We start from the raw sequence: 20,720 nt of genomic DNA on the forward strand, positions 1-20,720 counted from the left end.
CCGAGGCCGCAGAGGGTCTTTGGTTCTGTCGTACAGGCTGAACCGTTATCCGATTTGCCAGGGCTCGGTGATACACTCGACTTACGCGCACTAGCGCCTGCAGGTCTTGCGAACATGACCCAGATTTCCGAACGCCTTCTGGTCCAGGCCCACCTCGACGCCAAGCAGCCCAAGCCGCTGACGCCCGAGCAAGAGGCTGACTACCGTGCCGCCATCGCCGCCGAGCTCAAGGCTCAGGACGCCGTGCTGGTGGCCCACTTCTACTGTGATCCGGTGATCCAGGCCCTGGCCGAGGAGACCGGCGGTTGCGTGTCCGACTCGCTGGAGATGGCCCGTTTCGGCAACCAGCATCCGGCCAAGACCGTGGTGGTGGCCGGTGTACGCTTCATGGGTGAGACGGCGAAGATCCTCAACCCCGAAAAGCGCGTGCTGATGCCGACCCTGGAGGCCACCTGCTCGCTCGACCTGGGTTGCCCGGTGGAGGACTTTTCGGCGTTCTGCGACAAGCACCCCGAGCGCACCGTGGTGGTGTATGCCAACACGTCGGCGGCGGTCAAGGCGCGGGCCGACTGGGTGGTGACCTCCAGCTGTGCGCTGGAGATCGTCGAAAGCCTGATGGACAACGGCGAGACCATCATCTGGGGGCCTGACCAGCACCTGGGCCGTTACATCCAGAAGAACACCGGCGCCGACATGCTGCTGTGGGACGGTGCCTGCATCGTTCACGAGGAGTTCAAGTCGCGTCAGTTGCTGGACATGAAGGCGCTGTACCCGGACGCGGCGATCCTGGTGCACCCCGAGTCGCCAGAGGCGGTGATCGACCTGGCCGATGCGGTGGGTTCCACCAGCCAGCTGATTGCGGCTGCGCAGCGCATGCCGAACAAGACCTTCATCGTGGCCACCGACCGCGGCATTTTCTACAAGATGCAGCAGCTGTGCCCGGACAAGATCTTCGTCGAGGCGCCCACTGCCGGCAACGGCGCGGCGTGCCGCAGTTGCGCGCACTGCCCGTGGATGGCGATGAACACGCTTGAGCGCACCTTGCAGTGCCTGCGCGAGGGCAGCAACGAGATCTTCGTCGAGCCGGCGCTTATCCCGCAGGCACTCAAGCCACTCAAGCGCATGCTGGACTTCACCCAGGCGGCGCGGCTCAAGCTCTCCGGCAACGCCTGAAAGCAGCATCGCGGGTCGAGCCCGCTCCCACAAGGGGGCGGGGCTGACCCGCGATATGGTGTGCGCGCTACCTTGATGCGTGTCAGCGCATCATGTCCTTGACCATCCGCTGCTGTTCCATCAGCTCGCGCTGACGGGCATCGATCTTCGACGACAGCACAAAGTTGTTGCCCGCCCGCTGCTTGGCGTAGTCGAGCTGCTGCAAGGCCTGGTCGAAGTCGCCCACCAGGGCAAAGTACTCGGCGCGAGCCTGGTGCAGGCCGATTGTGTTGCCCGACAGGCCGCGAACCTCCGCCACCTCATACCAGACATCCGGGTCTTGCGGCCGATTCTTGAGCAGCGCATCCAGCGCCTTCTCTGCCTCGGCCGGGCGGTTCTGCTTGAGCAGCAGGTCGATGCGTGACTGCTGCAGCGGGTAGTTGCCCGGGTACAGGGCTCGCATCTTCTCCACCCGTTGCTGGGCATCGGCCAGGCGGTTGTTGGTGACGTCCAGGTCGATCTGCGCAAGGTTGTAGGTGATGTCGTTGGGTGCCTTGGCGAGCAAGGGCTTGAGGCTCTCGCGGGCCTCGTTGAGCTGGCCGCCCTTGATCTGCGCCAGTGCCAGGCCGTAACGCGCCGCATCCAGGTTGGGGTTCTCGTCCAGCAGGGCGCGGAAGCGCTTGGCACCCAGGCCCGGCGTGCCTTCGTAGGTCAGTTGCAGGCGTGCACGAATCAACTGGTAGCGCAGGCTGTCGTCCACACCGCCCTTGGGGGCCTGTTCGGCACGGTTGCGGGTGTCGGCGACCCGCGACTCGGTAACCGGGTGAGTCAGCAGAAATTCCGGTGGCTTGGCGCTGTACTGGTACTGGCGCATCAGCCGTTCGAACATGGTCGGCATGTTGCGCGGATCGTAGCCGGCCTTTTCCAGGTTGAGAATGCCGATGCGGTCGGCCTCCTGTTCGTTCTGGCGCGAGAAGCGCCGTTGTTCCTGGATGGCGGCGGCCTGGGTGCCGGCAATCGCGGCGATGCCGGCATCGCCAGCCCCGGCAGCGGCGGCAATGATGCCCACCAGCAGGGCGCCCATCATCGGCAGTTGCATGCGTTGCTGGGCTTCCACGCCGCGGGCGAAGTGGCGTTGCGACAAGTGCGCCAGTTCGTGGGCCAGCACCGAGGCGTACTCGCCCTCGGTCTGGGCGTTCAGGAACAGGCCGCCGTTGACCCCCACGATCCCGCCGGGGGCGGCGAAGGCGTTGAGTTCCTTGCTGTCGATCAGGATGAACTCCAGGCGCCGGTCCTGCAGCTGGCTGGTTTCGGCAAGGCGGTAGACGCTGGTTTCGACGTAGTCCTTGAGCTGGGGGTCCGACAACTGGCGCACGTTGCCGCGCAGCAGGCTCAACCAGGCGCGGCCCAGTTGGTGTTCCTGTTGCGGGGAAACGATGGCCGAGCTGGCGTCGCCGAGTGACGGCAGGTCGTCGGCATGGCTCGGTAGAGCCAGCAGGCAAGCCAGCGTCAGCAGGGTAGGGCGCAGAAAATTCATGCACGAAGCTCGGGTCGACAAAGAACCTTACTGTAGCCGGCTCACACGTTGACGACCAGTGGCGGTATCCTACGAGGTCTGTGCATGCCGCTACCTGCCGTGGGCATGCACCTGCCTGGAGAAGCCCGATGACCGATGCCGTACCCTGCGACGCCGAACTGGATGCCAGCGGCCTGAATTGCCCCTTGCCGTTGCTCAAGGCCAAGATGGAGCTCAACCGCCTGGGCAGTGGTGCAGTACTCAAGGTGGTGGCCACCGATGCCGGCTCGCAGCGCGACTTCCGCACTTTTGCCCGCCTGGCCGGTCATACGCTGCTGCATGAGCAGGCCGACGCCGGGGTCTACACCTACTGGCTCAAGAAAGCCTGAACCCTTCTTTTTAAGGATCACCGATGTTCAAAGTGCTTCGTGGCTGGCTGCACCGCTATTTCTCGGATGAAGAAGCGGTGGTGCTGGCGGTCCTGCTGTTTCTGGGGTTCACCGCGATACTGACCCTGGGCGGCATGCTGGCGCCGGTGCTGGCGGGCATGGTGCTGGCGTTCCTGATGCAGGGCCTGGTCAATGCGCTGGAGCGCCTGCGGGTGCCCAGCAAGGTGGCGGTGGGGCTGGTGTTCCTGCTGTTCCTGAGCGCGCTGGCGGTGTTCCTGCTGGTGCTGGTGCCGTTGCTCTGGCACCAGTTGATCACCCTGTTCAACGAACTGCCGGGCATGCTTGGCAAGTGGCAGTCGCTGCTGTTGCTGCTGCCGGAGCGCTACCCGCATCTGGTCTCGGATGAGCAGGTGCTGCAGGCCATCGAGGCGATGCGCGGCGAGATCGGCAAGTTCGGTCAATGGGCGCTGACCTTCTCGCTGTCGAGCCTGCCGTTGCTGGTCAACATCATGATCTACCTGGTGCTGGTGCCGATCCTGGTGTTCTTCTTTCTCAAGGACCGCGAGCAGATCGCGCGCTGGGTCAGCGGCTACCTGCCGCGCGAGCGGGCCCTGATGACCCGCGTGGCAGAGGAGATGAACCGCCAGATCGCCAACTACATTCGCGGCAAGGGCATCGAGATCCTGATCTGCGGCGTGGCCACCTACATCGCGTTCATCGCACTGGGCCTGAACTATGCGGCGCTGCTTGCGCTGCTGGTGGGGTTGTCGGTGGTGGTGCCGTATGTGGGGGCGGTGGTGGTAACCGTACCGGTGACCCTGATTGCCCTGTTCCAGTGGGGCTGGGGCGACCAGTTCATCTACCTGATGGCGGTGTACGCGATCATCCAGGCGCTGGACGGCAACGTGCTGGTGCCGCTGCTGTTCTCCGAAGCGGTCAGCCTGCACCCGGTGGCGATCATCTGCGCAGTACTGCTGTTTGGCGGATTGTGGGGCTTCTGGGGGATCTTCTTCGCGATCCCGCTGGCTACGCTGTTCAAGGCGGTGCTCGACGCCTGGCCGCGGCGTGAGCCGGTGGTGGCGCCGCTGCTTTAGCCGCGGCGCACGCTTCGCCGGCGAAGCGCTTCAGCCGTTGTTCAATGCTTGCGCCTGCGCCAGCACCGCTTCCACATGCCCGGGCACCTTCACGCCGCGCCATTCCTTGCGCAGCACACCCTCGCTGTCGATCAGGAAGGTGCTGCGGTCCACCCCCATGTATTCCTTGCCGTACAGCTTCTTGAGCTTGATCACGTCGAACAGCTGGCACAGGGCTTCGTCTTTGTCGCTGATCAGCTCGAACGGGAAGCCCTGCTTGGCCTTGAAGTTCTCGTGGGACTTGAGCCCGTCACGCGATACGCCGAACACCTCGGTGTTGGCCGCCTGGAACGCCGCGTACTGGTCGCGAAAGCCCTGGCCTTCGGTGGTGCAGCCCGGGGTGCTGTCCTTGGGGTAGAAGTAGATCACCACTTGGCGACCCTTCAGGCCGCTCAGGCTGACGGTCTTGGCGCCGGTGGCTTGCGCCTCGAAATCGGCGACGGGTTGGTCGAGTGCTACGGCCATTGCGGGTTTCCTTACATGGGGTTCTGTGGGCGCCACGGTTCGATCAGCGCATCCAGGTTCAGGGCGTCGGAGAAGTCCAGGAACTGGTCACGCAGCCAGCTGATCTGGGTGCCGGCCGGCAGGGTCACGGTGAACGTGGCGTTGAGCATGGTGCCGCCGGTCTGTGGTGCCTGATAGGTGTCGCAGGTCAGGTTCTCCAGCTCGACGTTGTGGTCGATGAAGAACTGGCACAGCTCGTTGATGATATCGGGGCGGTACGCGGCACTGACATAGGCGACGTAGGGCAGCGACAGCGGGCGCACTTCGAGTTCGGCGCTACGCACCACATTCACGGTGAAAGTGTGCTTCTTGGCCAGGGTCGGCAGCGCCGCTTCGAAACGCGCCAGGGCGTCCCAGCTACCGGTGACCTGCAGCACCAGTGCGCTGCACTCGCCGTGGCGGGTCAGGCGCGAGGTGACGACCGAGCAGCGATTGTCGTTGCTGGCCCGGCACAGAATGTTGGTCAGTTCCATGGGGTTTGCGCCCAGGGCACTGATGACAAGGAATTGTTCGCGAACGGTGGGGGTGGACATGCAGCATTCCTAAAGCGATGAGCGGTCGGTACGTGACGGGGCAAATAGGCTTGTCGGCGTGGTTCCGTGGCTCAGGATCGAGGGCTCGGGCACTGTCGGGGCGCGTTGTCGGCAGCCCGGCGGGCCGCTGTGTACCGATCAAAGAGAGAAGGGTAGCGAAAATGGTCGCCGAGGGGAATGCTCCTGCCGCCTGCTTCGCTTGTGCAAGCCCTGTGGCGCCAGTACCATTACCGCTCTCTTTTTCCGGCAGGAGCAGCTTCATGATTGCGGGCAGTATGGTGGCATTGGTCACACCCATGGATGCACAAGGGCGTCTTGACTGGGACAGCCTCAGCAAACTCGTGGACTTCCACCTGGAAAACGGCACCCACGCCATCGTTGCGGTCGGTACCACCGGCGAATCGGCGACCCTGGATGTCAATGAGCACATCGAAGTCATCAAGGCCGTGGTCAAGCAGGTCAACGGTCGTATTCCGGTGATTGCCGGTACGGGTGCCAACTCCACCAGCGAAGCGGTCCACCTGACCCGCAATGCCAAGGACGCCGGTGCCGACGCCTGCCTGCTGGTGGTGCCTTACTACAACAAGCCGACCCAGGAAGGCCTGTACCAGCACTTCAAGCACATTGCCGAAGCCGTCGACATCCCGCAGATCCTCTACAACGTGCCCGGCCGTACCGCCTGTGACATGCAGGCCGAGACCGTGATCCGTCTCTCGAGCGTGCCCAACATCATCGGCATCAAGGAAGCCACCGGCGACCTCAAGCGTGCCAAGGCGATCCTGGATGGCGTGAGCAAGGATTTCATCGTGCTGTCCGGCGATGATCCGACCGCCGTCGAACTGATCCTGCTGGGCGGTAAAGGCAACATCTCGGTGACCGCCAACGTCGCCCCGCGCGAAATGGCCGACCTGTGCAACGCCGCACTCGAAGGCAAGGCCGACGAGGCCCGCGCCATCAACGAAAAACTGATGCCCCTGCACAAGGACCTGTTCGTCGAAGCCAACCCGATTCCGGTGAAGTGGGCTTTGGTCGAAATGGGCCTGATGCACAAGGGCATCCGCCTGCCGCTGACCTGGCTGAGCGAATCCTGTCACGATACGGTACGCCAGGCCATGCGCCAGTGCGGCCTGAAGTTTTAATTGAGGACGTACACCGCATGAAGCGATTGGCTGGTCTTTCCGCCCTTGCCTTGATCATCTCCAGCACCAGTGGTTGTGGCTGGCTCTGGGGCGAAGAGGGTTACTTCCGTGACCGGGGCAGCGATTATCTGGAGGCCACTCAAAAGCCGCCGATGCAGCTGCCGCCGGATGTCAGCAACGTCAAGCGTCTTGACCCGCTGCTGCCGATTCCGCGCAACGTCGCCGACGACAACGTCAAGGGCGAGTTCGAAGTGCCGCGTCCACAGCCGTTGGCGGCAGGTGCCGACATCAGCGATTTCAGCCTGCAGAAGAGCGGCGCTTCGCGTTGGGTCCTGGCCCAGCGCGCCCCGGCCGAGGTGTGGCCGGTGGCCCACCAGTTCTTCGAGGACAACGGCTTCCGCATCGCCGAAGAGCGCCCGCAGACCGGCGAGTTCAGCACCACCTGGCAGCGTTTCGACGAGTTGTCGGCGTCCATGGCCCAGCGCCTGGGCGGTGTTGCAGGCAGCAGCAACAATGAAATCCGTGCCCGGGTTCGCATCGAGCCGGGCGTACAGCGCAATACCAGTGAAGTCTATGTGGTGACCGTCGAGCGTGCTGCCGGCAGCGCCACCGAACAGGACTTCCCGGCACGTGCCGAGAACACCGGTGTGGACGCTGCACTGGTCGACGAAATGCTTGCCAGCATGACCCGCAGCGCCGAGAAGGGCGGTTCGGTATCGCTGCTGGCGGCCCGTGACTTCGATACCCCGAGCCGTGTCAGCCTGAGCGAAGACGGTAGCGGCAACCCGGTACTGAACCTGGGCGCCGACCTCGATCGCGCGTGGTCCAGCGTCGGCCGTGCCCTGGAACAGGGCGAATGGCGGGTTGAGGACATCAACCGCAGCCTGGGCCTGTACTACATCAACCTTGCCGAAAAAGCCGAGGCCAAGGACCAGGAGCCTGGTTTCTTCAGCCGCCTGTTCGGCAGCGCGCCGAGCAAGGAAGAGCGTGAAGCCCGCGCCGAGCGCTATCAGGTACGCCTGAGCAAGGTGGGTGACAGCGTGCAGGTGACGGTCGAGAAGAACATCAACACCGTGGCCCCGGCCGATGTGGCCCGTCGCGTGCTGAGCGTCATCCAGGACAACCTGGGTTAAGTGCGCTTCGCCGTACTCGGAAGTGGCAGCCAGGGAAATGGCACGCTGATTGTCAGTGGCAGTACCTGCGTACTGGTCGATTGCGGGTTCTCCCTGCGCGAAACCGAGCGGCGTCTGGCGCTGCTCGGCGTGTCGGCGGCGCAGTTGAGCGCGGTGCTGGTGACCCACGAGCATGCCGACCACGTGCATGGGGTGGGTTTGCTGGCGCGGCGCTACAATGTGCCGGTGTACCTCAGTCGTGGCACCTTGCGCGGGATGCGCAAGCCCGTGGAGCCCAGCGGCTTCCTGGCAGCTGGCGATACCCTGCAGCTGGGTGCATTGAGCATTGCCGCCGTTGGCGTCAGCCACGATGCGCTGGAGCCCTTGCAGTATGTGTTCAGCGATGGCCGCCGCCGGTTTGGCGTGCTGACCGACCTGGGCTCGTACGACGCGGCCCTGCTCGACAGCTATCAGGGCCTGGACGCCTTGCTGATCGAAGCCAACCATTGTCGCGACATGCTGGGCCGCGGGCATTACCCGATGTTCCTCAAGCAGCGCGTGGGTGGCGACTACGGACATTTGAACAACCACCAGGCCGCGCGCCTGGTGTCGGAGTTGGGCTGGCAGAACCTGCAGCACCTGGTGCTGGCCCACCTCAGCAGCAAGAACAACCTGCCACAGCTGGCCCGGCAATGTTTCGTCGACGCCCTCGGGTGTGACCCGGACTGGCTGCAAGTGGCGAATCAGGATTACGGGCTCGACTGGCGCGAAATCGCCTAGCCCATTTCAATTTAGCAAGCGGAGCCCATCATGGAAAAACGTGAAGAACTCTACCGCGGCAAAGCCAAGTCGGTGTACAAGACCGACGACGCCGACCGCTTGATCCTGCTGTTTCGCAACGACACCTCGGCGTTCGACGGCAAGCGTATCGAACAGCTCGACCGCAAGGGCATGGTGAACAACAAGTTCAACGCCTTCATCATGCAGAAGCTTGAAGAAGCCGGCATTCCAACCCAGTTCGACAAGCTGCTGGGCGACAACGAATGCCTGGTCAAGAAGCTCGACATGATTCCGGTCGAGTGCGTGGTGCGCAACTACGCAGCCGGCAGCCTGGTCAAGCGCCTGGGCGTGGAGGAGGGCATCAAGCTGGAGCCGTCGACGTTCGAGCTGTTCCTCAAGAACGACGAGAAGGGCGACCCGTTCATCAACGAATCCCACGTGGTTGCGTTCGGCTGGGGCACCGCCGAGCAGCTGGTGAAAATGAAGGCGCTGTCGTTGAAGGTCAACGAAGTGCTGAGCAAGCTGTTCGACGACGCTGGTCTGCTGCTGGTGGACTTCAAGCTCGAGTTCGGCGTGTTCCATGGCGAGATCGTGCTGGGTGACGAGTTCAGCCCGGATGGTTGCCGCCTGTGGGACAAGGAAACCCGCAAGAAGATGGACAAGGACCGCTTCCGTCAGGGGCTGGGCGACGTGATCGAAGCCTACGAAGAAGTTGCCAAGCGTCTGGGCGTGCCGCTGTAAGCGCGTGACTGACGCAAGCGCCTGATACCACGCGAATTTTTTTCACAAGAAGCTTTGCGTTTGGGAAAACTGCTGGTATCATGCGCGCCACTGGAGAGATGCCGGAGTGGCCGAACGGGACGGATTCGAAATCCGTTGTACTGGCAACAGTACCTAGGGTTCAAATCCCTATCTCTCCGCCATACATGCAAGAGCCCCTGAAACCTACGGTTTCAGGGGCTTTTTGCTTTTCGCGTGCGCACAGCAATTGTGCGTAGGAAACACTGTTCCCTGTTTCGGCGCATTCTGGCACTCAAGTAACACCCCATAAACCACGTATTCACGCCTGGAGTCAGGACTTTTCCTATGGGCAGTGAAAGTGGCCGGTATTACTCTCGACCTGCACCTGAAAACAAGTGCGCACATGAATCCATCATGAAAAGGATATTTCCATGGGTAAGTACTGCTGCATGTATATCAACGAGTTCAAGGTCGACCAACCTGCTGAAGACGAAGTGGATAGCGTCAAGCTGGAAGAAGAGTTCACGCCAGAAGAAGCTGCTGTACTGGCTGAGTGATGAAAATGAATGAGGCGCTTGCTGCGCCTCATTTTTCTTTCAGCGTATATGGAAATTCCAGCCGATGAACATGATTGCTCCCGAACGAACGTTGTCATTGCAAGATGCAGAAAGTGTGATAGATCAGCACTTTATCAACGAAGGAATACAGGTAACCCTGAACCGTTACGGTAGCCCGCTGTCCAGCACTGTGGCCACGCTTGAATTCCCCTTTGACAGCCGTGACATGGAGTCTGTCGGCTGCGGAAAAGGGTATGAAGCAGAGGCGCGCATCGGCGCCAAGTATGAAGCGTATGAACATAGCATGGGGCCACTTCAACTACGCTCCCATAGCGCCTTGCAGTGTTTTGATTCGGTTGTTTCCCAACCGGCCCTGCAGGACGTACTGCCGGTGCAGATGCTTCGTCATTCGAAGACTGCACAGATGGCTGTCATCCACTTTGCGGCGCATGAAGCATCAGGCGGCGCTGATCTGCACTACCCGTCATTCCTGATCAATCATCAGTATGCCAATGAAGCCATCGCTGGCGATGATACCGACTATGGCGCTGCGCGCCGATATTCCTGTGGTACGGGTGTGGCAGCAGGCTACGGGTTCGCCGAGGCGGCGATACATGCCGCGAGCGAAGTCATAGAGCGCCACGGTATCGGCCGCTTTATTGCACAGCACTTCTTTTACGAGTGCAAAACACCCATAAGAAAGATCGCTCACGCCTCGATGCCGCAAGCATTGCTGCAAACCTTGCGCGATGCGCAAGGTGCCATCGGGGCCTCGATCGAAGTGTTCGACGCCACCAGCCAGATACCCTATCCCGTTTTCATTGCCTATTGCCCAGACAAGACAATCGCCGATGTGCATGTGGTTGGCGGTGGCTGTTCGCTGTACCCGAGCCACGCCGCAGCACGCGCCATCAAGGAGCTGGTGCAGCAATACAAAGTCGCCGAAGGCCTGGAAGAGGTCACCCGGGAATGGACAGGTTCAAGGAACAACCTGGCACGGCACCCACGGCTGCTGCGGTGCCTGCGCCTGGCGTTTGATTCGACGCAGCGCGCCAGGATGACATCTGCCCCCATGCCACGCGACCCGGACAGAATGCCACTGGATCAACATTTGCTACACCTGAAGCACGAGTGCTTCAAGGCGGATCATCCCATCTGGGTAAAGGAGCTGCATTGCAGCGCGGCCCAAGTGAGCCTGGCCTGTGCCGTCATGCCGAAAATGGAAAGGTTCTCCATCGTCTCGCTGGGTGGAAAAGTGGTGCCTTGCTACAAGTACGAGTAAACGGCACCACCCTCAGGTCGCCAGGGGCAGGTCATCATCAACGGGCTGGATCAGCCCTCTCTTTCGGAATCAGGCCATTCATGAGCCCAACCAAAAACGTGAGCCCGCGTGAACGGCAGCGCCGTGATTATCTGCTGTCTTCGCCACTCGGCGCTGCTACCCGCGCGATCCACCTGGGGCAACATGAGGCGGGCCTGGATCAGTTTCCAGTGCCCGCACTGATCTGCAATTCCGCGGCACTGTTGGACTCCGTTGAAGCGGGGAGGGACATGCTCGGCAATGCAGAGGGGGAAAACTTTGCCTACCAGCGCTACGCCAACCCCACCGTTTCCGTCCTGGAGGCGAAGTTTCGTGCCATCGAACACTGCGCCTACAGTCTGGCAGTCAACAGCGGAATGACCGCCTGCCTGCTGGTCTTTCGTGCGCTGCTGGGCGCAGGTGACCACGTCATCGTGCCCCGCGGCCTGTTCTATGAAGTGATCGAACAGCTTGAGCATGAAACACGTCAGCGTGGCATGACGCTGTCGGTCATTGAAGCGTACGAAACGGCGGCGTTTCAGGCGGCCCTGCGGCCCGACACCAGAATGATCTTTATCGAGGCACCCACCAACCCGGCTTTTCTGGACATCAATATTGCGGAACTGGCGAAACTTTGCATGAAGAACGCCGTTCTTCTGGTTGTCGACAATACCTTTCTAACGCCACTTTGCCAGAAGCCGTTGTCGCTGGGGGCGGCAGTGACCTTGTATTCCACCACCAAGCATATCAATGGACACGGTGATGTAATGGGCGGGATGGTAAGTACCAATGACCCGGATCTGTTCAAGGCATTGAAGTCTTACAGGGAAAGTGCCGGGCTGATCCTCGACCCGTTTTCGGCCTGGCTTACGGTGCGTGGTTTGAGAACACTTGCGCTCAGATTGAAAAAGCATGCCGACAATGCACTTGCTGTCATTGCCATGTTGAATCAGGAGTTTCCCACGTTGCAATGGCGTGCCGTATGGTCGACCAGGAGCGCACAGGCCAACGGCATTGACCCGTCATTGCATACAGGTCTTATTGCCATTGTGTTGCCTTCGCAGGAAGCGGGCACAATCTTTGTTAGTCAACTGCAATTGATACGAACAGGTACCACCTTCGGGAACATTGAATCCCTGTGTTATCACTACGGTAGTTTTGCCCGAGCAGGCGGCACCGACCTGGAGCGAATGGGCGTACCTCGCGGGTTGGTCCGGATCTCTGTGGGGCTGGAAGACACCGACGATATCAATGCAGACATCAGGCGCGCACTGCGCCTTGCCATGCTCACCCAAGCCTCGGCAGCAGGCGAAGTGTCGCCGGTGTGAAGCTCGAGAATCTGAGCCGAAAATCAGAATGACCGTCGAAGTCGATTCGCAGGCCCTGCCCGGGCAACTAGCACGAACGTTCCATAAGACTTTGAAAGGTGTAACAAATCTTTTGATTTATTGTGCTGACCTCCCTACAATCGCCGCGCCATCAGTAAGACGGCGAATCGTAATTTAAGGGATTTAGAATGAAAAAGTTTATCAAGGCATCGGTCGCAATCGCTGTTGTTTCGGGTGTTGCCCTGCTGTCCGGTTGCACTGGCCAAGTGTACAACCAGCCAAAGAACTGCTCGTACGATTACCTGTTCCACCCTTCGGTTTCCATCTCCAAGGTTATTGGTGGCTGCGGTCCAATCGACAAACTGCCGCAGCAGCAGTAAGTTTGGCGTGATCAGGCCATTGCGGCCTGATCAAGAAACCCCGACACGCCAAGTGTCGGGGTTTTTTTTGGCTTGCCAATTATCTGGCAAAAAATTTGATATCAAAATGATATTAACTGTTGTGGTCAACCAAGATTTATCCAGCACGGCCAGCGGTACAACGCCTAGGCCTTGAGATGGTCGACGATCTCATCCTTGGTCAGCAGCCGTTTCTTGCGCAGTTCCGTCACCTGATCGTCCGTGGCGCTGCCGCTTTCTGCCTCGACCACTTGGGCGTCGATCGCGTTGTACTTCTCGTGCAACGTACTGAGCCGCGGATCGGTTTTCTTTTTTTCGTCGAAGGCTTCCCTGGTCAGATTCAGGTCTGCAAGCAAATCGTGTTTGACCGGCATCTCTTCACCTCTGCTGATAGGTTGGTGGGCATGAACCTTCAGGATAGACGCGTTTGCCGCCCCCCGCAGATGGGGTAGTCTGTCGAATCATTTCCCCCGACGGACGCCCGAGTCATGCCCCATCTGCACCTGGAATACAGCGCCAACCTGCGCGAGCTTGAAGTCGACAAGGTTCTGCTGCGCCTGAATCACGCGCTGGTCGGCAGTGGTCAGTTCGCCCAGGAACTGGATATCAAGAGTCGCGCGCGCGCCTTCGAACATTTTCGTGTGGGCGTGGCCCCGGTCGAGCGGGCATTTGTCTGTGTGCGGCTGTCACTGCTCAGCGGCCGCTCCCCGGAGGTCAAGAAGCAGCTCTCGGGCAGCCTGCTCGAGGTGCTCAAGGATGCGGTGGTCGAGGTGAGCGGTCGCGAGCTTCAGTTGAGCGTCGAGCTGGTCGACATGGACCGTGACAGCTACGCCAAGGTGCTGTTGCCCGCCTGACCGCTGTTCGGGAGCAGGGCGACAAGGCCCTGTTCCTGAATAAAGGCTGAACAAGAAGTGTTCTGCCCTTCGCTCAATAAAGTGCAATTATTTGTTGGCGTCTTTTTCACGAAAAATTGATGGCACCGTGCCTACAGTCCGCCTTGTTTTTAATTGATGTTGCAATGACATCGTCCCGGACTTTCAAGAAGCGAAGCGCCATGTTCAAGTTAAAGCCCCTGCGTGCCGAATGGGTAACGTTGATTGCCAGCCTGTACCTGTTGATCGGTTTCAACGCGGTGCTGTGGCAGCATGTTTTCAGTATCGTGCCGGGGGATGCCCCGGGCCTGGTTCTGCGCCTGGCGTTTGCCGTGCTGGTGTTCTGCGCGTTCAACCTGGTGCTGACCCTGGTGGCCTTCCGGCCCGTGTTCAAGCCGGTGCTGGCGGGGTTGTTCCTTGTCAGCGCGGGGGTGGCCTACTTCATGAATCGCTACGGCGTGCTGATCGATGTGGGCATGTTGCGCAATACCATGGAAACCAATGCCACCGAAGTGCGTGATCTGCTCTCGTTCACGTTGGCCGGCTATATCCTGTTACTGGGCGTAGTGCCGAGTATTCTTTTATATAAAACCCCGATTCTTTATCGCACCTTCCCACGCGAGTTGTTGAGCAAGTTGGTGGTCGGTACGGCCAGCGCAACAGTACTGGGCGCGGTGGCATTGCTCAATTACCAGGGGCTTTCCTCGTTGTTTCGCAATCACCATGAACTGCACCTGATGGTCGTGCCCAGCAACTATGTCGGCGCCGCAGTAGCCTATGTCAGCGAGCAGCTAGGCAGCGCGCATGTACCGTTGCGCCGCATTGGCGAAGATGCTGTGCGCCCGCTGGCGGTAACGCCCCAGGCCCGCAAGTCGTTGACCGTGCTGGTGGTGGGCGAGAGCGCCCGCGCACAGAACTTCGGCCTGCTCGGTTACGACCGCGATACCACGCCTCAGCTGAGCAAGGAGGCGGGGCTGGTGGCCTTCAGCGACGTGCATTCGTGCGGTACCGAAACGGCGGTGTCGGTACCCTGTATGTTCTCCACCTTCACCCGCAAGCAGTATGACGCCAGCAAGGCCAGGAACCAGGAGGGCCTGCTCGACGTGCTGCAGCGTGCCGGCATCGCGGTGCACTGGCGCGACAACCAGTCCGGCTGCAAGGGCACCTGCGATCGCGTGGCGTTCGAGGATGTCAGCAACCTCAAGGACCCGGCCCTGTGCGCCGACAGCGAATGCCACGACGAAATCCTGTTGAAGGGGCTGGAGGCGATGCTCGACAACCTGCAGCAGGACACCGTGCTGGTACTGCACCAGATGGGCAGCCACGGGCCGGAGTACTTCAAGCGCTACCCCAAGGCCTACGAGCGTTTCACCCCGGTGTGCCGCAGCAATGCCCTGGACAAGTGCGACCGCCAGAGCATCATCAATGGCTACGACAACACCCTGGTGTACACCGACCACGTGCTGGCCACGCTGATCGACGTCCTGCGCAGCCGCCAGGACAAGGTCGACACCGCCATGCTGTACCTGTCCGACCATGGCGAGTCGCTGGGTGAGTACAACCTGTTCCTGCACGGCACGCCCTACATGCTCGCTCCCGAGCAGCAGAAGCACATACCGATGCTGGCGTGGTTTTCCGATGGCTATCGCAAGGACTATGCCGTCGATACCGACTGTCTGCAGCGCTCGCGCAACCAGCCGCTGAGCCAGGACAACCTGTTCCATTCGATGCTCGGCCTGCTGCGGGTGCACACCTCGGTGTACGACCCGCAACTGGACATGTTCGCCAGTTGCCGTCCGGTGGTCGCTACACACTGACCGCGTGCGCAGGCTGGCGAGGGAGCGGCGGTCGAGCGGTTTCCCGGCGGTGGCCTGCGCCGTATATACTGCGCGCCATTGTTCGTGGGAGAGCCTTGTGGCCATCGATATTCACTGGATTTGCGACGACCGCAGCCTGGCCGAGCACTGCCGACAGTGGCGGCAGTTGCCTTATGTAGCGCTTGATACCGAATTCATGCGGGTTGACACGTTTTACCCCATCGCCGGTTTGATCCAGGTCGGCGACGGGCAGCGTGCCTTTCTGATCGATCCGTTGCTGATCGGCGACTGGCAGCCGCTGGCCGAGCTGCTCGAAGACAGCGCCGTGACCAAGGTGCTGCATGCCTGCAGCGAAGATCTCGAAGTGCTGATGCGCCTGACCGGCAGCCTGCCGGCGCCGCTGTTCGACACCCAACTGGCCGCCGGCTACCTGAATCTCGGGTTCTCCATGGGCTACTCGCGACTGGTGCAGGAAGTACTCGGCATCGAGCTGCCCAAGGGCGAGACCCGTTCGGACTGGCTGCAGCGCCCGCTGTCGGAAACCCAGGTCAGCTACGCCGCCGAAGATGCCGTGCACCTGGCCGAAGTCTACGAGCGCCTGCGCCCGCAGCTGTCCGAAGACAAGAATGCCTGGGTGCTGGAAGACGGCGCCGAGCTGGTGGCCCAACTGCGCCGCGAAACCGACCCCTACGAGCTGTACCGTGATGCCAAGCTGGCCTGGAAGCTGTCGCGTGCGCAACTGGCGGTGCTGCGCGAGCTGTGCGCCTGGCGCGAACGCGAGGCGCGTGCGCGCAACCTGCCGCGCAACCGGGTGCTGCGCGAGCAATCGCTGTGGCCTCTGGCCCGTACCCAGCCCGACAATCTGTCGGCCCTGGCCAAGATCGAAGACATGCACCCGCGCACCATTCGCCAGGATGGCGAGTTCCTGCTCGAGCTGATCAAGAAGGCCGCCAGCGTGCCGCCCAGCGAGTGGCCGCCGGCCCTGCCCGAGCCCTTGCCGATCGAGGCTTCGGCGCTGCTCAAGCAGCTGCGTGCCATCGGCCAGGCCGAAGGCGAGCGCTTGGGCATCGCGCCCGAACTGATGCTGCGAAAGAAAACCCTCGAGGCGCTGCTCAAGAGCGGCTACCCCAACGGGCCCTATCAACTGCCTGATTCGTTGCGCGGCTGGCGCCGCGAGCGGATGGGCCAGGCGCTGCTCGATTGCCTGGCCGGCACCGGAGACCAGCCATGAAACGTATCTGCTCGATCTACAAGAGCCCGCGCAAGAATGAAATGTACCTCTACGTGCTCAAGGCCGATGGCCTGGAGCGCGTGCCCGAGGGGCTGCTGCCGGCCTTTGGCAAGCCGGTGCATGCCTTCGACCTGGTGTTGACCCCCGAACGCCAACTGGCCCGCGAAGACATCACCCAGGTGCTGGCCAATCTGGAGAAGCAGGGCTACCACCTGCAGATGCCGCCACTTGAAGACGAGTACATCGAGCATCTTCCCGAAGAGCTGTTGCGGCGCAACGATCCGGTCTGAGCTTTTTTCTGTCTTGCATGGCGCGGCCCGCGCAGTGAGCGGGCCAGCGCCGTGGTTTATGCCAAGGTTATCCAAAACATGCGCGTTCTGATCGTTGAACAGGATCATGCCCTTTACGCTCGCCTGCTGCGCGAGATGGCACCGGACCTCGAGGTAGTGACCAGCGGCGACTCTGCCGAACTGTCGAAGCTGGCAGCAGAGTGCCCGGTGTGGCTCGGCCAGCCCGATCTGCTGGCCACCCTGCTGCGTCAGGGCCACGGCCCTGCCTGGGTGCAGTCGACCTGGGCCGGCATTACCCCGCTGTTGGTCGACGGCTTGCCGCGTGGCTATCGCCTGACGCGGGCGGTGGGCATCTTTGGCCAGGTGATGGCCGAGTACGTGCTCACCTACATGCTCGGCCATGAGCGCGAGGTGCTCGCGCGCGTGCTCAGCCAGGTGGAACGCAAGTGGGACGGGCGCCTGGGGCGCAGCCTGGAAGGGCGGCGCGTGCTGATCGTGGGCACCGGTGACATCGGCCAGCAGGTTGCCGAGTTCCTGCTGCCCTTCGGTGTCACCTTGTATGGCGTGGCCAGCCAGGCCCGCGTACAGGCGCCGTTTGTCGAGGTGGCCGGCCTGGATGAGCTGGGGCGGTTGGTGGGCGAGGTGGATTATGTGGTCAACCTGCTGCCCGACACGCCTGCCACCCACGACCTGTACAACGCCGCGCTGTTCGCCAGGTTCAACCCCCAGGCGCTGTTCATCAATGCCGGGCGTGGGGTATCGGTGGTCGATGCCGACCTGGTCGAGGCGCTGAAGCTGGGGCACCTGGCGGGCGCGGTGATCGATGTATGCCGCCAGGAGCCGCTGCCGCAGCGTCATCCGTTCTGGACCGCCTGGGGCCTGCTGCTGACCGGGCACAGCTCGGCGCCGACCTCGCCGACGGCTATGGTGCGTTTGTTCGTGGAGAATCTGCGGGCATACGAGGCGGGGCAGGCGTTGCGTGGCGAGGTGGATTTCGAGCGGGGCTACTGACTGAAACCGCGTCGCAGCCTTCGTTGGCAAGGCCGGCGCCTACAGGAGATCCTTTAGGCGCCGGCCTTGCCGGCGAACGGGGCGCCGCGAACTTCAGCCCTACAGGCTGAAATCACCCTCGGCCGCCAGCTCGCTCAACGGCTTGCGCGGGCTTGGCACTTCACGGGCCTGCAGGTACTCGGCCAGGCTGGCCTTGTCGCCCAGCTTGCCGATGGCGACCATCGCATGCAGTTCATAGCCGTCCGGAATCTTCAGCTCCTTGCGCGCCAGCGCCTGGTCGAACCCGGCCATGCCGTGGGTATGCCAGCCACTGATGCTGGCCTGCAACGCCAGGTGGCCCCAGGCCGAGCCGGTGTCGAAGGTGTGCCACAGCGCCGGGGTTTCTTCGCTGGCGCCAGGGGCGGTAAAGGTGGTCTTGGAAATCACCAGCACCAGCGCAGAGGCGTGCTGGGCCCAGCTGCGGTTGAATTCGTTGAGCAGGCCCAGGAAGCGCTCCCAGTTCGGCGTGTCACGGCGCGCGAACAGAAAGCGCCACGGCTGCGAGTTGTAGGCCGAGGGGGCCCAGCGCGCCGCTTCGAAGAAGCTCAGCAGGGTGTCTTCGGCAATCGGTTCGGCGGTAAACGCCCGGGGCGACCAGCGCTGGATGAACTGCTCGGCAATGGCATAGTCGGCAACGCGAGGGTTGGCACTCATGGAGGGGTTCCTGACGGGGTGGGAAAACACACAGGCTGTCAAACTACTGCGTGGCGCCAGCCCTGACAAGCGGTCTGGCAAAGCCCGGCCACACGCCCTAGACTGGCGCCGCCACGCGCGCGCACTTGAATTGAAACAGGACAAAACGCACCATGCCTGCCACCCAACCCTTCTGGATCAGCAAGCCCCTCGATCAGCTCGATCGCCAGGAGTGGGAGTCGCTGTGCGATGGGTGCGGCCTGTGCTGCCTGCAAAAGCTCGAGGACGAAGACGACAACAGCGTCTACTACACCAGCATTGCCTGCAAGCTGCTCGACCTCAAGACCTGCCAGTGCAGCGATTACCCCAACCGCTTTGCCTCGGTACCCGACTGCATCCAGCTCACCCCGGGCAAGGCCGACCAGTTCAAGTGGCTGCCGCCCACCTGTGGCTATCGGCTGGTCAGCGAGGGCAAGGACCTGCCCAGCTGGCATCACCTGGTCAGTGGCGATCGCGAGCAGGTGCACAAGCAACGCATTTCGTGGTCTGGCCGCATGCTCAGTGAAGACAGCGTGGCCGAAGACGATTGGGAAGACTATCTGATTTTCCGCGCCGGCTGAGGCTGCGGCGCAAGGGGATGTGAATGGAGATACGTCGCTGTTTGCTGGGGGCTGCGCTGTTGCTGGCGAGCCATGGCGCCTGGGCGAAGAAGGTCGACCTGGATTACCACGTGCGCCTGCTGCCCCAGAGCGGGCAAGCCGAGGTGCGCCTGACCCTGGCCGACGGCGCAGCGGTGCGCAGCCTGGATTTCGACCTGGGCAAGGAAGCCGTCTACAGCGATTTCAAGGCCGATGGCGCCTGGCAGTTGCAGGCCGGAGCGCGCCGTGGCCTGTGGCAGCCGGAGGCGGGAGTGTCCAGCCTGAGCTACCGGGTACAGCTTAACCATGCCCTGAAGAACGCCGGCTACGACAGCCGCATCACTGCGCAATGGGCCTTGTTCCGGGGCGATGACCTGGTGCCTGCCGCACGCCTCGACCAGCAGGACGGCACCGAGCTGGTCGCGCGCCTGGTGTTCGAGTTGCCGGGCGACTGGAAGAGTGTCGAAACGCCCTGGCCGCGGATTGGCAAGCAGCGTTTCCGCATCGACAACCCTTCGCGGTTGTTCGACCGACCTACCGGCTGGATGCTCGCCGGCAACCTGGGCAGCCGGCGCACCCGTCTGGGCGAGACCGAAGTCACCGTCGCCGGGCCCCAGGGCCAGGGCCTGCGGCGCATGGACACCCTGACCCTGCTGACCTTCGTGTGGCCACAGCTGCAGAGCGTGTTCCCGCGCAACCCGCCCAAGCTGCTGCTGGTGGGCGCCCGCGACCAGTTGTGGCGCGGCACCCGGGCCGGCTACCACTCGATCTACCTCAACAGCAATCGCCCGTTGGTCAACGAGAACGGCAGCAGCCCGTTGTTGCGCGAACTGGTGCGGGTGTTCGCCCAGGTCAACGACCAGGAGCGCAGTGACTGGATTGGCGAGGGGCTGGCCGAATACTACGGCATCGAACTGCTGCGCCGTGCCGGCGGCATCACCGAGGACCGCTACCAGGCGGTGCAGGCCCGGTTGGCCAGGCAGGGCGAAAAGGTCACCACGCTGCGCGGCGAGCAGATCACCGATGCGGGGGTGGCCCGTGCGGTGTTGCTGCTGCAGGCGCTGGACCGCGAGATCCGCCTGCACACGCATAACCAGCGTTCGCTGGACGACGTGACCCAGGGCCTGATGCGCCTCAACAGCGTCAGCACCGCGGAGTTCATCCAGCTCAGTGAAAACGTGCTGGGGCGTGGCTCCGAGGTGCTGGACACCAAGCTGTTGCGTTAGGCCTTGGGGCTTTTGAGCGAGTCGTTGCCGGTGACCGTGGCGCTGTGGGTGGCCGCTTGCGCATTGGCCTTCAGCACGCTGAGCTCTTCACCGGTGCGTTCGATCTTGCTGCGGATCTGATCCAGGTCGCGGCGCCCGCGCTCGATCAGGCTCTTGGCCGAACTGTGTCCGGTGATGCCCCGGGCCAGAGCCACGCCGCCGATGGCGATCTGGATCAGGCCGAAGAAACCGCCGCGACGCAGCCCCTTGCCGACCATCACCACACCCGTGGCCAGGGAGCCAGCGCGCTCCCAGCCTTGCACGTTGTGTTCGGTCTTGCTCTGAAACGGTGTGGCCAGGGTCAGGGTCTTGTTCTGGGACATGGTCGTACTCCTGTGGGGG

Annotated in this window: 24 protein-coding genes and 1 tRNA gene; 19 read left to right on the top strand and 6 right to left on the bottom strand. The window is 62.2% G+C overall.

All coding sequences use genetic code 11. The features are described from left to right. Nucleotides 1-114 precede the first annotated feature (114 nt). Nucleotides 115-1,173: a quinolinate synthase NadA gene (gene nadA / locus KH389_RS07400; RefSeq protein WP_213607178.1), complete on the top strand. Its 1,059-nt coding sequence runs from the start codon at nt 115-117 to the stop codon at nt 1,171-1,173. A gap of 82 nt (nt 1,174-1,255) precedes the next feature. Here nadA and KH389_RS07405 read toward each other — a convergent pair whose 3' ends face one another. Next, entirely contained in the window at nt 1,256-2,689 is a 1,434-nt protein-coding gene (locus KH389_RS07405; protein ID WP_043864227.1) for a M48 family metalloprotease, read from the bottom strand. Nucleotides 2,690-2,817: 128 nt separating this feature from the next. Between KH389_RS07405 and KH389_RS07410 the strand changes: the two genes are divergently transcribed. Further along, entirely contained in the window at nt 2,818-3,057 is a 240-nt protein-coding gene (locus KH389_RS07410; RefSeq protein ID WP_043864226.1) for a sulfurtransferase TusA family protein, read from the top strand. A gap of 23 nt (nt 3,058-3,080) precedes the next feature. Beyond that, nucleotides 3,081-4,151 carry an AI-2E family transporter gene (locus tag KH389_RS07415; protein ID WP_043864225.1) on the top strand — a complete coding sequence of 357 codons (1,071 nt, stop codon included), beginning with the start codon at nt 3,081-3,083 and terminating at the stop codon, nt 4,149-4,151. A 30-nt stretch (nt 4,152-4,181) separates the two neighbouring features. Here KH389_RS07415 and KH389_RS07420 read toward each other — a convergent pair whose 3' ends face one another. Beyond that, entirely contained in the window at nt 4,182-4,655 is a 474-nt protein-coding gene (locus tag KH389_RS07420) for a peroxiredoxin (protein WP_116053105.1), read from the bottom strand. 11 nt (nt 4,656-4,666) lie between these two features. Further along, nucleotides 4,667-5,227, bottom strand: coding sequence for a glycine cleavage system transcriptional repressor (locus tag KH389_RS07425; protein WP_043864223.1), 561 nt, complete (start codon nt 5,225-5,227; stop codon nt 4,667-4,669). 260 nt (nt 5,228-5,487) lie between these two features. On the opposite strand from KH389_RS07425, the gene dapA reads away from it, so the two are divergent. The 9 genes from dapA to KH389_RS07465 all read left to right on the top strand — a co-directional run bounded on the left by dapA (nt 5,488) and on the right by KH389_RS07465 (nt 12,564). Next, a complete protein-coding gene (dapA, locus tag KH389_RS07430) occupies nt 5,488-6,366 on the top strand; it encodes a 4-hydroxy-tetrahydrodipicolinate synthase (protein WP_043864222.1) in 879 nt (292 codons plus the stop codon). A gap of 17 nt (nt 6,367-6,383) precedes the next feature. Then, nucleotides 6,384-7,499 (top strand): outer membrane protein assembly factor BamC, encoded by a 1,116-nt coding sequence (bamC, locus tag KH389_RS07435; protein WP_213607179.1) that lies wholly within the window; start codon nt 6,384-6,386, stop codon nt 7,497-7,499. Next, nucleotides 7,500-8,258 carry an MBL fold metallo-hydrolase gene (locus KH389_RS07440; RefSeq protein WP_043864220.1) on the top strand — a complete coding sequence of 253 codons (759 nt, stop codon included), beginning with the start codon at nt 7,500-7,502 and terminating at the stop codon, nt 8,256-8,258. Between the two features lie 30 nt (nt 8,259-8,288). Beyond that, nucleotides 8,289-8,999, top strand: a complete 711-nt coding sequence (gene purC, locus KH389_RS07445) for a phosphoribosylaminoimidazolesuccinocarboxamide synthase (protein ID WP_010223163.1) — start codon at nt 8,289-8,291, stop codon at nt 8,997-8,999. A 92-nt stretch (nt 9,000-9,091) separates the two neighbouring features. Further along, nucleotides 9,092-9,181, top strand: a tRNA-Ser gene (locus KH389_RS07450). 249 nt (nt 9,182-9,430) lie between these two features. Next, on the top strand, nt 9,431-9,556 hold the full coding sequence (locus tag KH389_RS27495) for a hypothetical protein (protein ID WP_254996984.1): 126 nt from the start codon (nt 9,431-9,433) through the stop codon (nt 9,554-9,556). 64 nt (nt 9,557-9,620) lie between these two features. Further along, nucleotides 9,621-10,838, top strand: coding sequence for a YcaO-like family protein (locus KH389_RS07455; protein WP_054914966.1), 1,218 nt, complete (start codon nt 9,621-9,623; stop codon nt 10,836-10,838). A gap of 80 nt (nt 10,839-10,918) precedes the next feature. Further along, nucleotides 10,919-12,184, top strand: coding sequence for a trans-sulfuration enzyme family protein (locus KH389_RS07460; RefSeq protein WP_213607180.1), 1,266 nt, complete (start codon nt 10,919-10,921; stop codon nt 12,182-12,184). Between the two features lie 188 nt (nt 12,185-12,372). Further along, nucleotides 12,373-12,564, top strand: a complete 192-nt coding sequence (locus tag KH389_RS07465) for a YhfL family protein (protein WP_043864211.1) — start codon at nt 12,373-12,375, stop codon at nt 12,562-12,564. 164 nt (nt 12,565-12,728) lie between these two features. Here the strand turns inward: KH389_RS07465 and KH389_RS07470 are convergent, their stop codons facing one another. Next, nucleotides 12,729-12,956, bottom strand: coding sequence for an HP1242/YdcH family protein (locus KH389_RS07470; RefSeq protein WP_043864210.1), 228 nt, complete (start codon nt 12,954-12,956; stop codon nt 12,729-12,731). 114 nt (nt 12,957-13,070) lie between these two features. On the opposite strand from KH389_RS07470, the gene KH389_RS07475 reads away from it, so the two are divergent. The 5 genes from KH389_RS07475 to KH389_RS07495 all read left to right on the top strand — a co-directional run bounded on the left by KH389_RS07475 (nt 13,071) and on the right by KH389_RS07495 (nt 17,803). Beyond that, entirely contained in the window at nt 13,071-13,436 is a 366-nt protein-coding gene (locus KH389_RS07475; RefSeq protein WP_058541519.1) for a 5-carboxymethyl-2-hydroxymuconate Delta-isomerase, read from the top strand. 200 nt (nt 13,437-13,636) lie between these two features. Then, nucleotides 13,637-15,271 carry a phosphoethanolamine transferase gene (locus KH389_RS07480; protein ID WP_078481643.1) on the top strand — a complete coding sequence of 545 codons (1,635 nt, stop codon included), beginning with the start codon at nt 13,637-13,639 and terminating at the stop codon, nt 15,269-15,271. 97 nt (nt 15,272-15,368) lie between these two features. Beyond that, nucleotides 15,369-16,502, top strand: a complete 1,134-nt coding sequence (gene rnd / locus KH389_RS07485) for a ribonuclease D (protein ID WP_043864207.1) — start codon at nt 15,369-15,371, stop codon at nt 16,500-16,502. After that, the gene (locus KH389_RS07490; RefSeq protein WP_043864206.1) at nt 16,499-16,792 is read left to right on the top strand and encodes a YcgL domain-containing protein; all 294 of its coding nucleotides are present in this window, start codon (nt 16,499-16,501) and stop codon (nt 16,790-16,792) included. Before rnd ends, KH389_RS07490 begins: the two co-directional genes overlap by 4 nt. A 78-nt stretch (nt 16,793-16,870) precedes the next feature. Beyond that, on the top strand, nt 16,871-17,803 hold the full coding sequence (locus KH389_RS07495; RefSeq protein ID WP_043864205.1) for a D-2-hydroxyacid dehydrogenase: 933 nt from the start codon (nt 16,871-16,873) through the stop codon (nt 17,801-17,803). A 99-nt stretch (nt 17,804-17,902) separates the two neighbouring features. On the opposite strand, the gene KH389_RS07500 is transcribed toward KH389_RS07495, so the two are convergent. Continuing rightward, complete coding sequence (locus tag KH389_RS07500; RefSeq protein WP_043864204.1) at nt 17,903-18,496, bottom strand: nitroreductase family protein; 594 nt, start codon at nt 18,494-18,496, stop codon at nt 17,903-17,905. 152 nt (nt 18,497-18,648) lie between these two features. On the opposite strand from KH389_RS07500, the gene KH389_RS07505 reads away from it, so the two are divergent. Further along, entirely contained in the window at nt 18,649-19,095 is a 447-nt protein-coding gene (locus KH389_RS07505; protein ID WP_043864203.1) for a YcgN family cysteine cluster protein, read from the top strand. Between the two features lie 23 nt (nt 19,096-19,118). Beyond that, nucleotides 19,119-20,339, top strand: a complete 1,221-nt coding sequence (locus tag KH389_RS07510; RefSeq protein WP_213607181.1) for a hypothetical protein — start codon at nt 19,119-19,121, stop codon at nt 20,337-20,339. On the opposite strand, the gene KH389_RS07515 is transcribed toward KH389_RS07510, so the two are convergent. Next, nucleotides 20,336-20,701 (bottom strand): YgaP family membrane protein, encoded by a 366-nt coding sequence (locus tag KH389_RS07515; protein WP_043864201.1) that lies wholly within the window; start codon nt 20,699-20,701, stop codon nt 20,336-20,338. The two genes, KH389_RS07510 and KH389_RS07515, sit on opposite strands and share 4 nt — an antisense overlap. Nucleotides 20,702-20,720 lie beyond the last annotated feature (19 nt).

The organism is Pseudomonas qingdaonensis (genome assembly GCF_018398475.1).
In the GTDB taxonomy this organism is placed as follows: Bacteria; Pseudomonadota; Gammaproteobacteria; order Pseudomonadales; family Pseudomonadaceae; genus Aquipseudomonas; species Aquipseudomonas palmensis.

Excerpts from the sequence above, each read along its gene's own strand:
- nadA (WP_213607178.1), top strand. The coding sequence starts at position 115 with ATGACCCAGATTTCCGAACGCCTTCTGGTCCAGGCCCACCTCGACGCC.
- KH389_RS07405 (WP_043864227.1), bottom strand. The coding sequence starts at position 2,689 with ATGAATTTTCTGCGCCCTACCCTGCTGACGCTGGCTTGCCTGCTGGCT.
- KH389_RS07410 (WP_043864226.1), top strand. The coding sequence starts at position 2,818 with ATGACCGATGCCGTACCCTGCGACGCCGAACTGGATGCCAGCGGCCTG.
- KH389_RS07415 (WP_043864225.1), top strand. The coding sequence starts at position 3,081 with ATGTTCAAAGTGCTTCGTGGCTGGCTGCACCGCTATTTCTCGGATGAA.
- KH389_RS07420 (WP_116053105.1), bottom strand. The coding sequence starts at position 4,655 with ATGGCCGTAGCACTCGACCAACCCGTCGCCGATTTCGAGGCGCAAGCC.
- KH389_RS07425 (WP_043864223.1), bottom strand. The coding sequence starts at position 5,227 with ATGTCCACCCCCACCGTTCGCGAACAATTCCTTGTCATCAGTGCCCTG.
- dapA (WP_043864222.1), top strand. The coding sequence starts at position 5,488 with ATGATTGCGGGCAGTATGGTGGCATTGGTCACACCCATGGATGCACAA.
- bamC (WP_213607179.1), top strand. The coding sequence starts at position 6,384 with ATGAAGCGATTGGCTGGTCTTTCCGCCCTTGCCTTGATCATCTCCAGC.
- purC (WP_010223163.1), top strand. The coding sequence starts at position 8,289 with ATGGAAAAACGTGAAGAACTCTACCGCGGCAAAGCCAAGTCGGTGTAC.
- KH389_RS27495 (WP_254996984.1), top strand. The coding sequence starts at position 9,431 with ATGGGTAAGTACTGCTGCATGTATATCAACGAGTTCAAGGTCGACCAA.
- KH389_RS07455 (WP_054914966.1), top strand. The coding sequence starts at position 9,621 with ATGAACATGATTGCTCCCGAACGAACGTTGTCATTGCAAGATGCAGAA.
- KH389_RS07460 (WP_213607180.1), top strand. The coding sequence starts at position 10,919 with ATGAGCCCAACCAAAAACGTGAGCCCGCGTGAACGGCAGCGCCGTGAT.
- KH389_RS07465 (WP_043864211.1), top strand. The coding sequence starts at position 12,373 with ATGAAAAAGTTTATCAAGGCATCGGTCGCAATCGCTGTTGTTTCGGGT.
- KH389_RS07470 (WP_043864210.1), bottom strand. The coding sequence starts at position 12,956 with ATGCCGGTCAAACACGATTTGCTTGCAGACCTGAATCTGACCAGGGAA.
- KH389_RS07475 (WP_058541519.1), top strand. The coding sequence starts at position 13,071 with ATGCCCCATCTGCACCTGGAATACAGCGCCAACCTGCGCGAGCTTGAA.
- KH389_RS07480 (WP_078481643.1), top strand. The coding sequence starts at position 13,637 with ATGTTCAAGTTAAAGCCCCTGCGTGCCGAATGGGTAACGTTGATTGCC.
- KH389_RS07490 (WP_043864206.1), top strand. The coding sequence starts at position 16,499 with ATGAAACGTATCTGCTCGATCTACAAGAGCCCGCGCAAGAATGAAATG.
- KH389_RS07495 (WP_043864205.1), top strand. The coding sequence starts at position 16,871 with ATGCGCGTTCTGATCGTTGAACAGGATCATGCCCTTTACGCTCGCCTG.
- KH389_RS07500 (WP_043864204.1), bottom strand. The coding sequence starts at position 18,496 with ATGAGTGCCAACCCTCGCGTTGCCGACTATGCCATTGCCGAGCAGTTC.
- KH389_RS07505 (WP_043864203.1), top strand. The coding sequence starts at position 18,649 with ATGCCTGCCACCCAACCCTTCTGGATCAGCAAGCCCCTCGATCAGCTC.
- KH389_RS07510 (WP_213607181.1), top strand. The coding sequence starts at position 19,119 with ATGGAGATACGTCGCTGTTTGCTGGGGGCTGCGCTGTTGCTGGCGAGC.
- KH389_RS07515 (WP_043864201.1), bottom strand. The coding sequence starts at position 20,701 with ATGTCCCAGAACAAGACCCTGACCCTGGCCACACCGTTTCAGAGCAAG.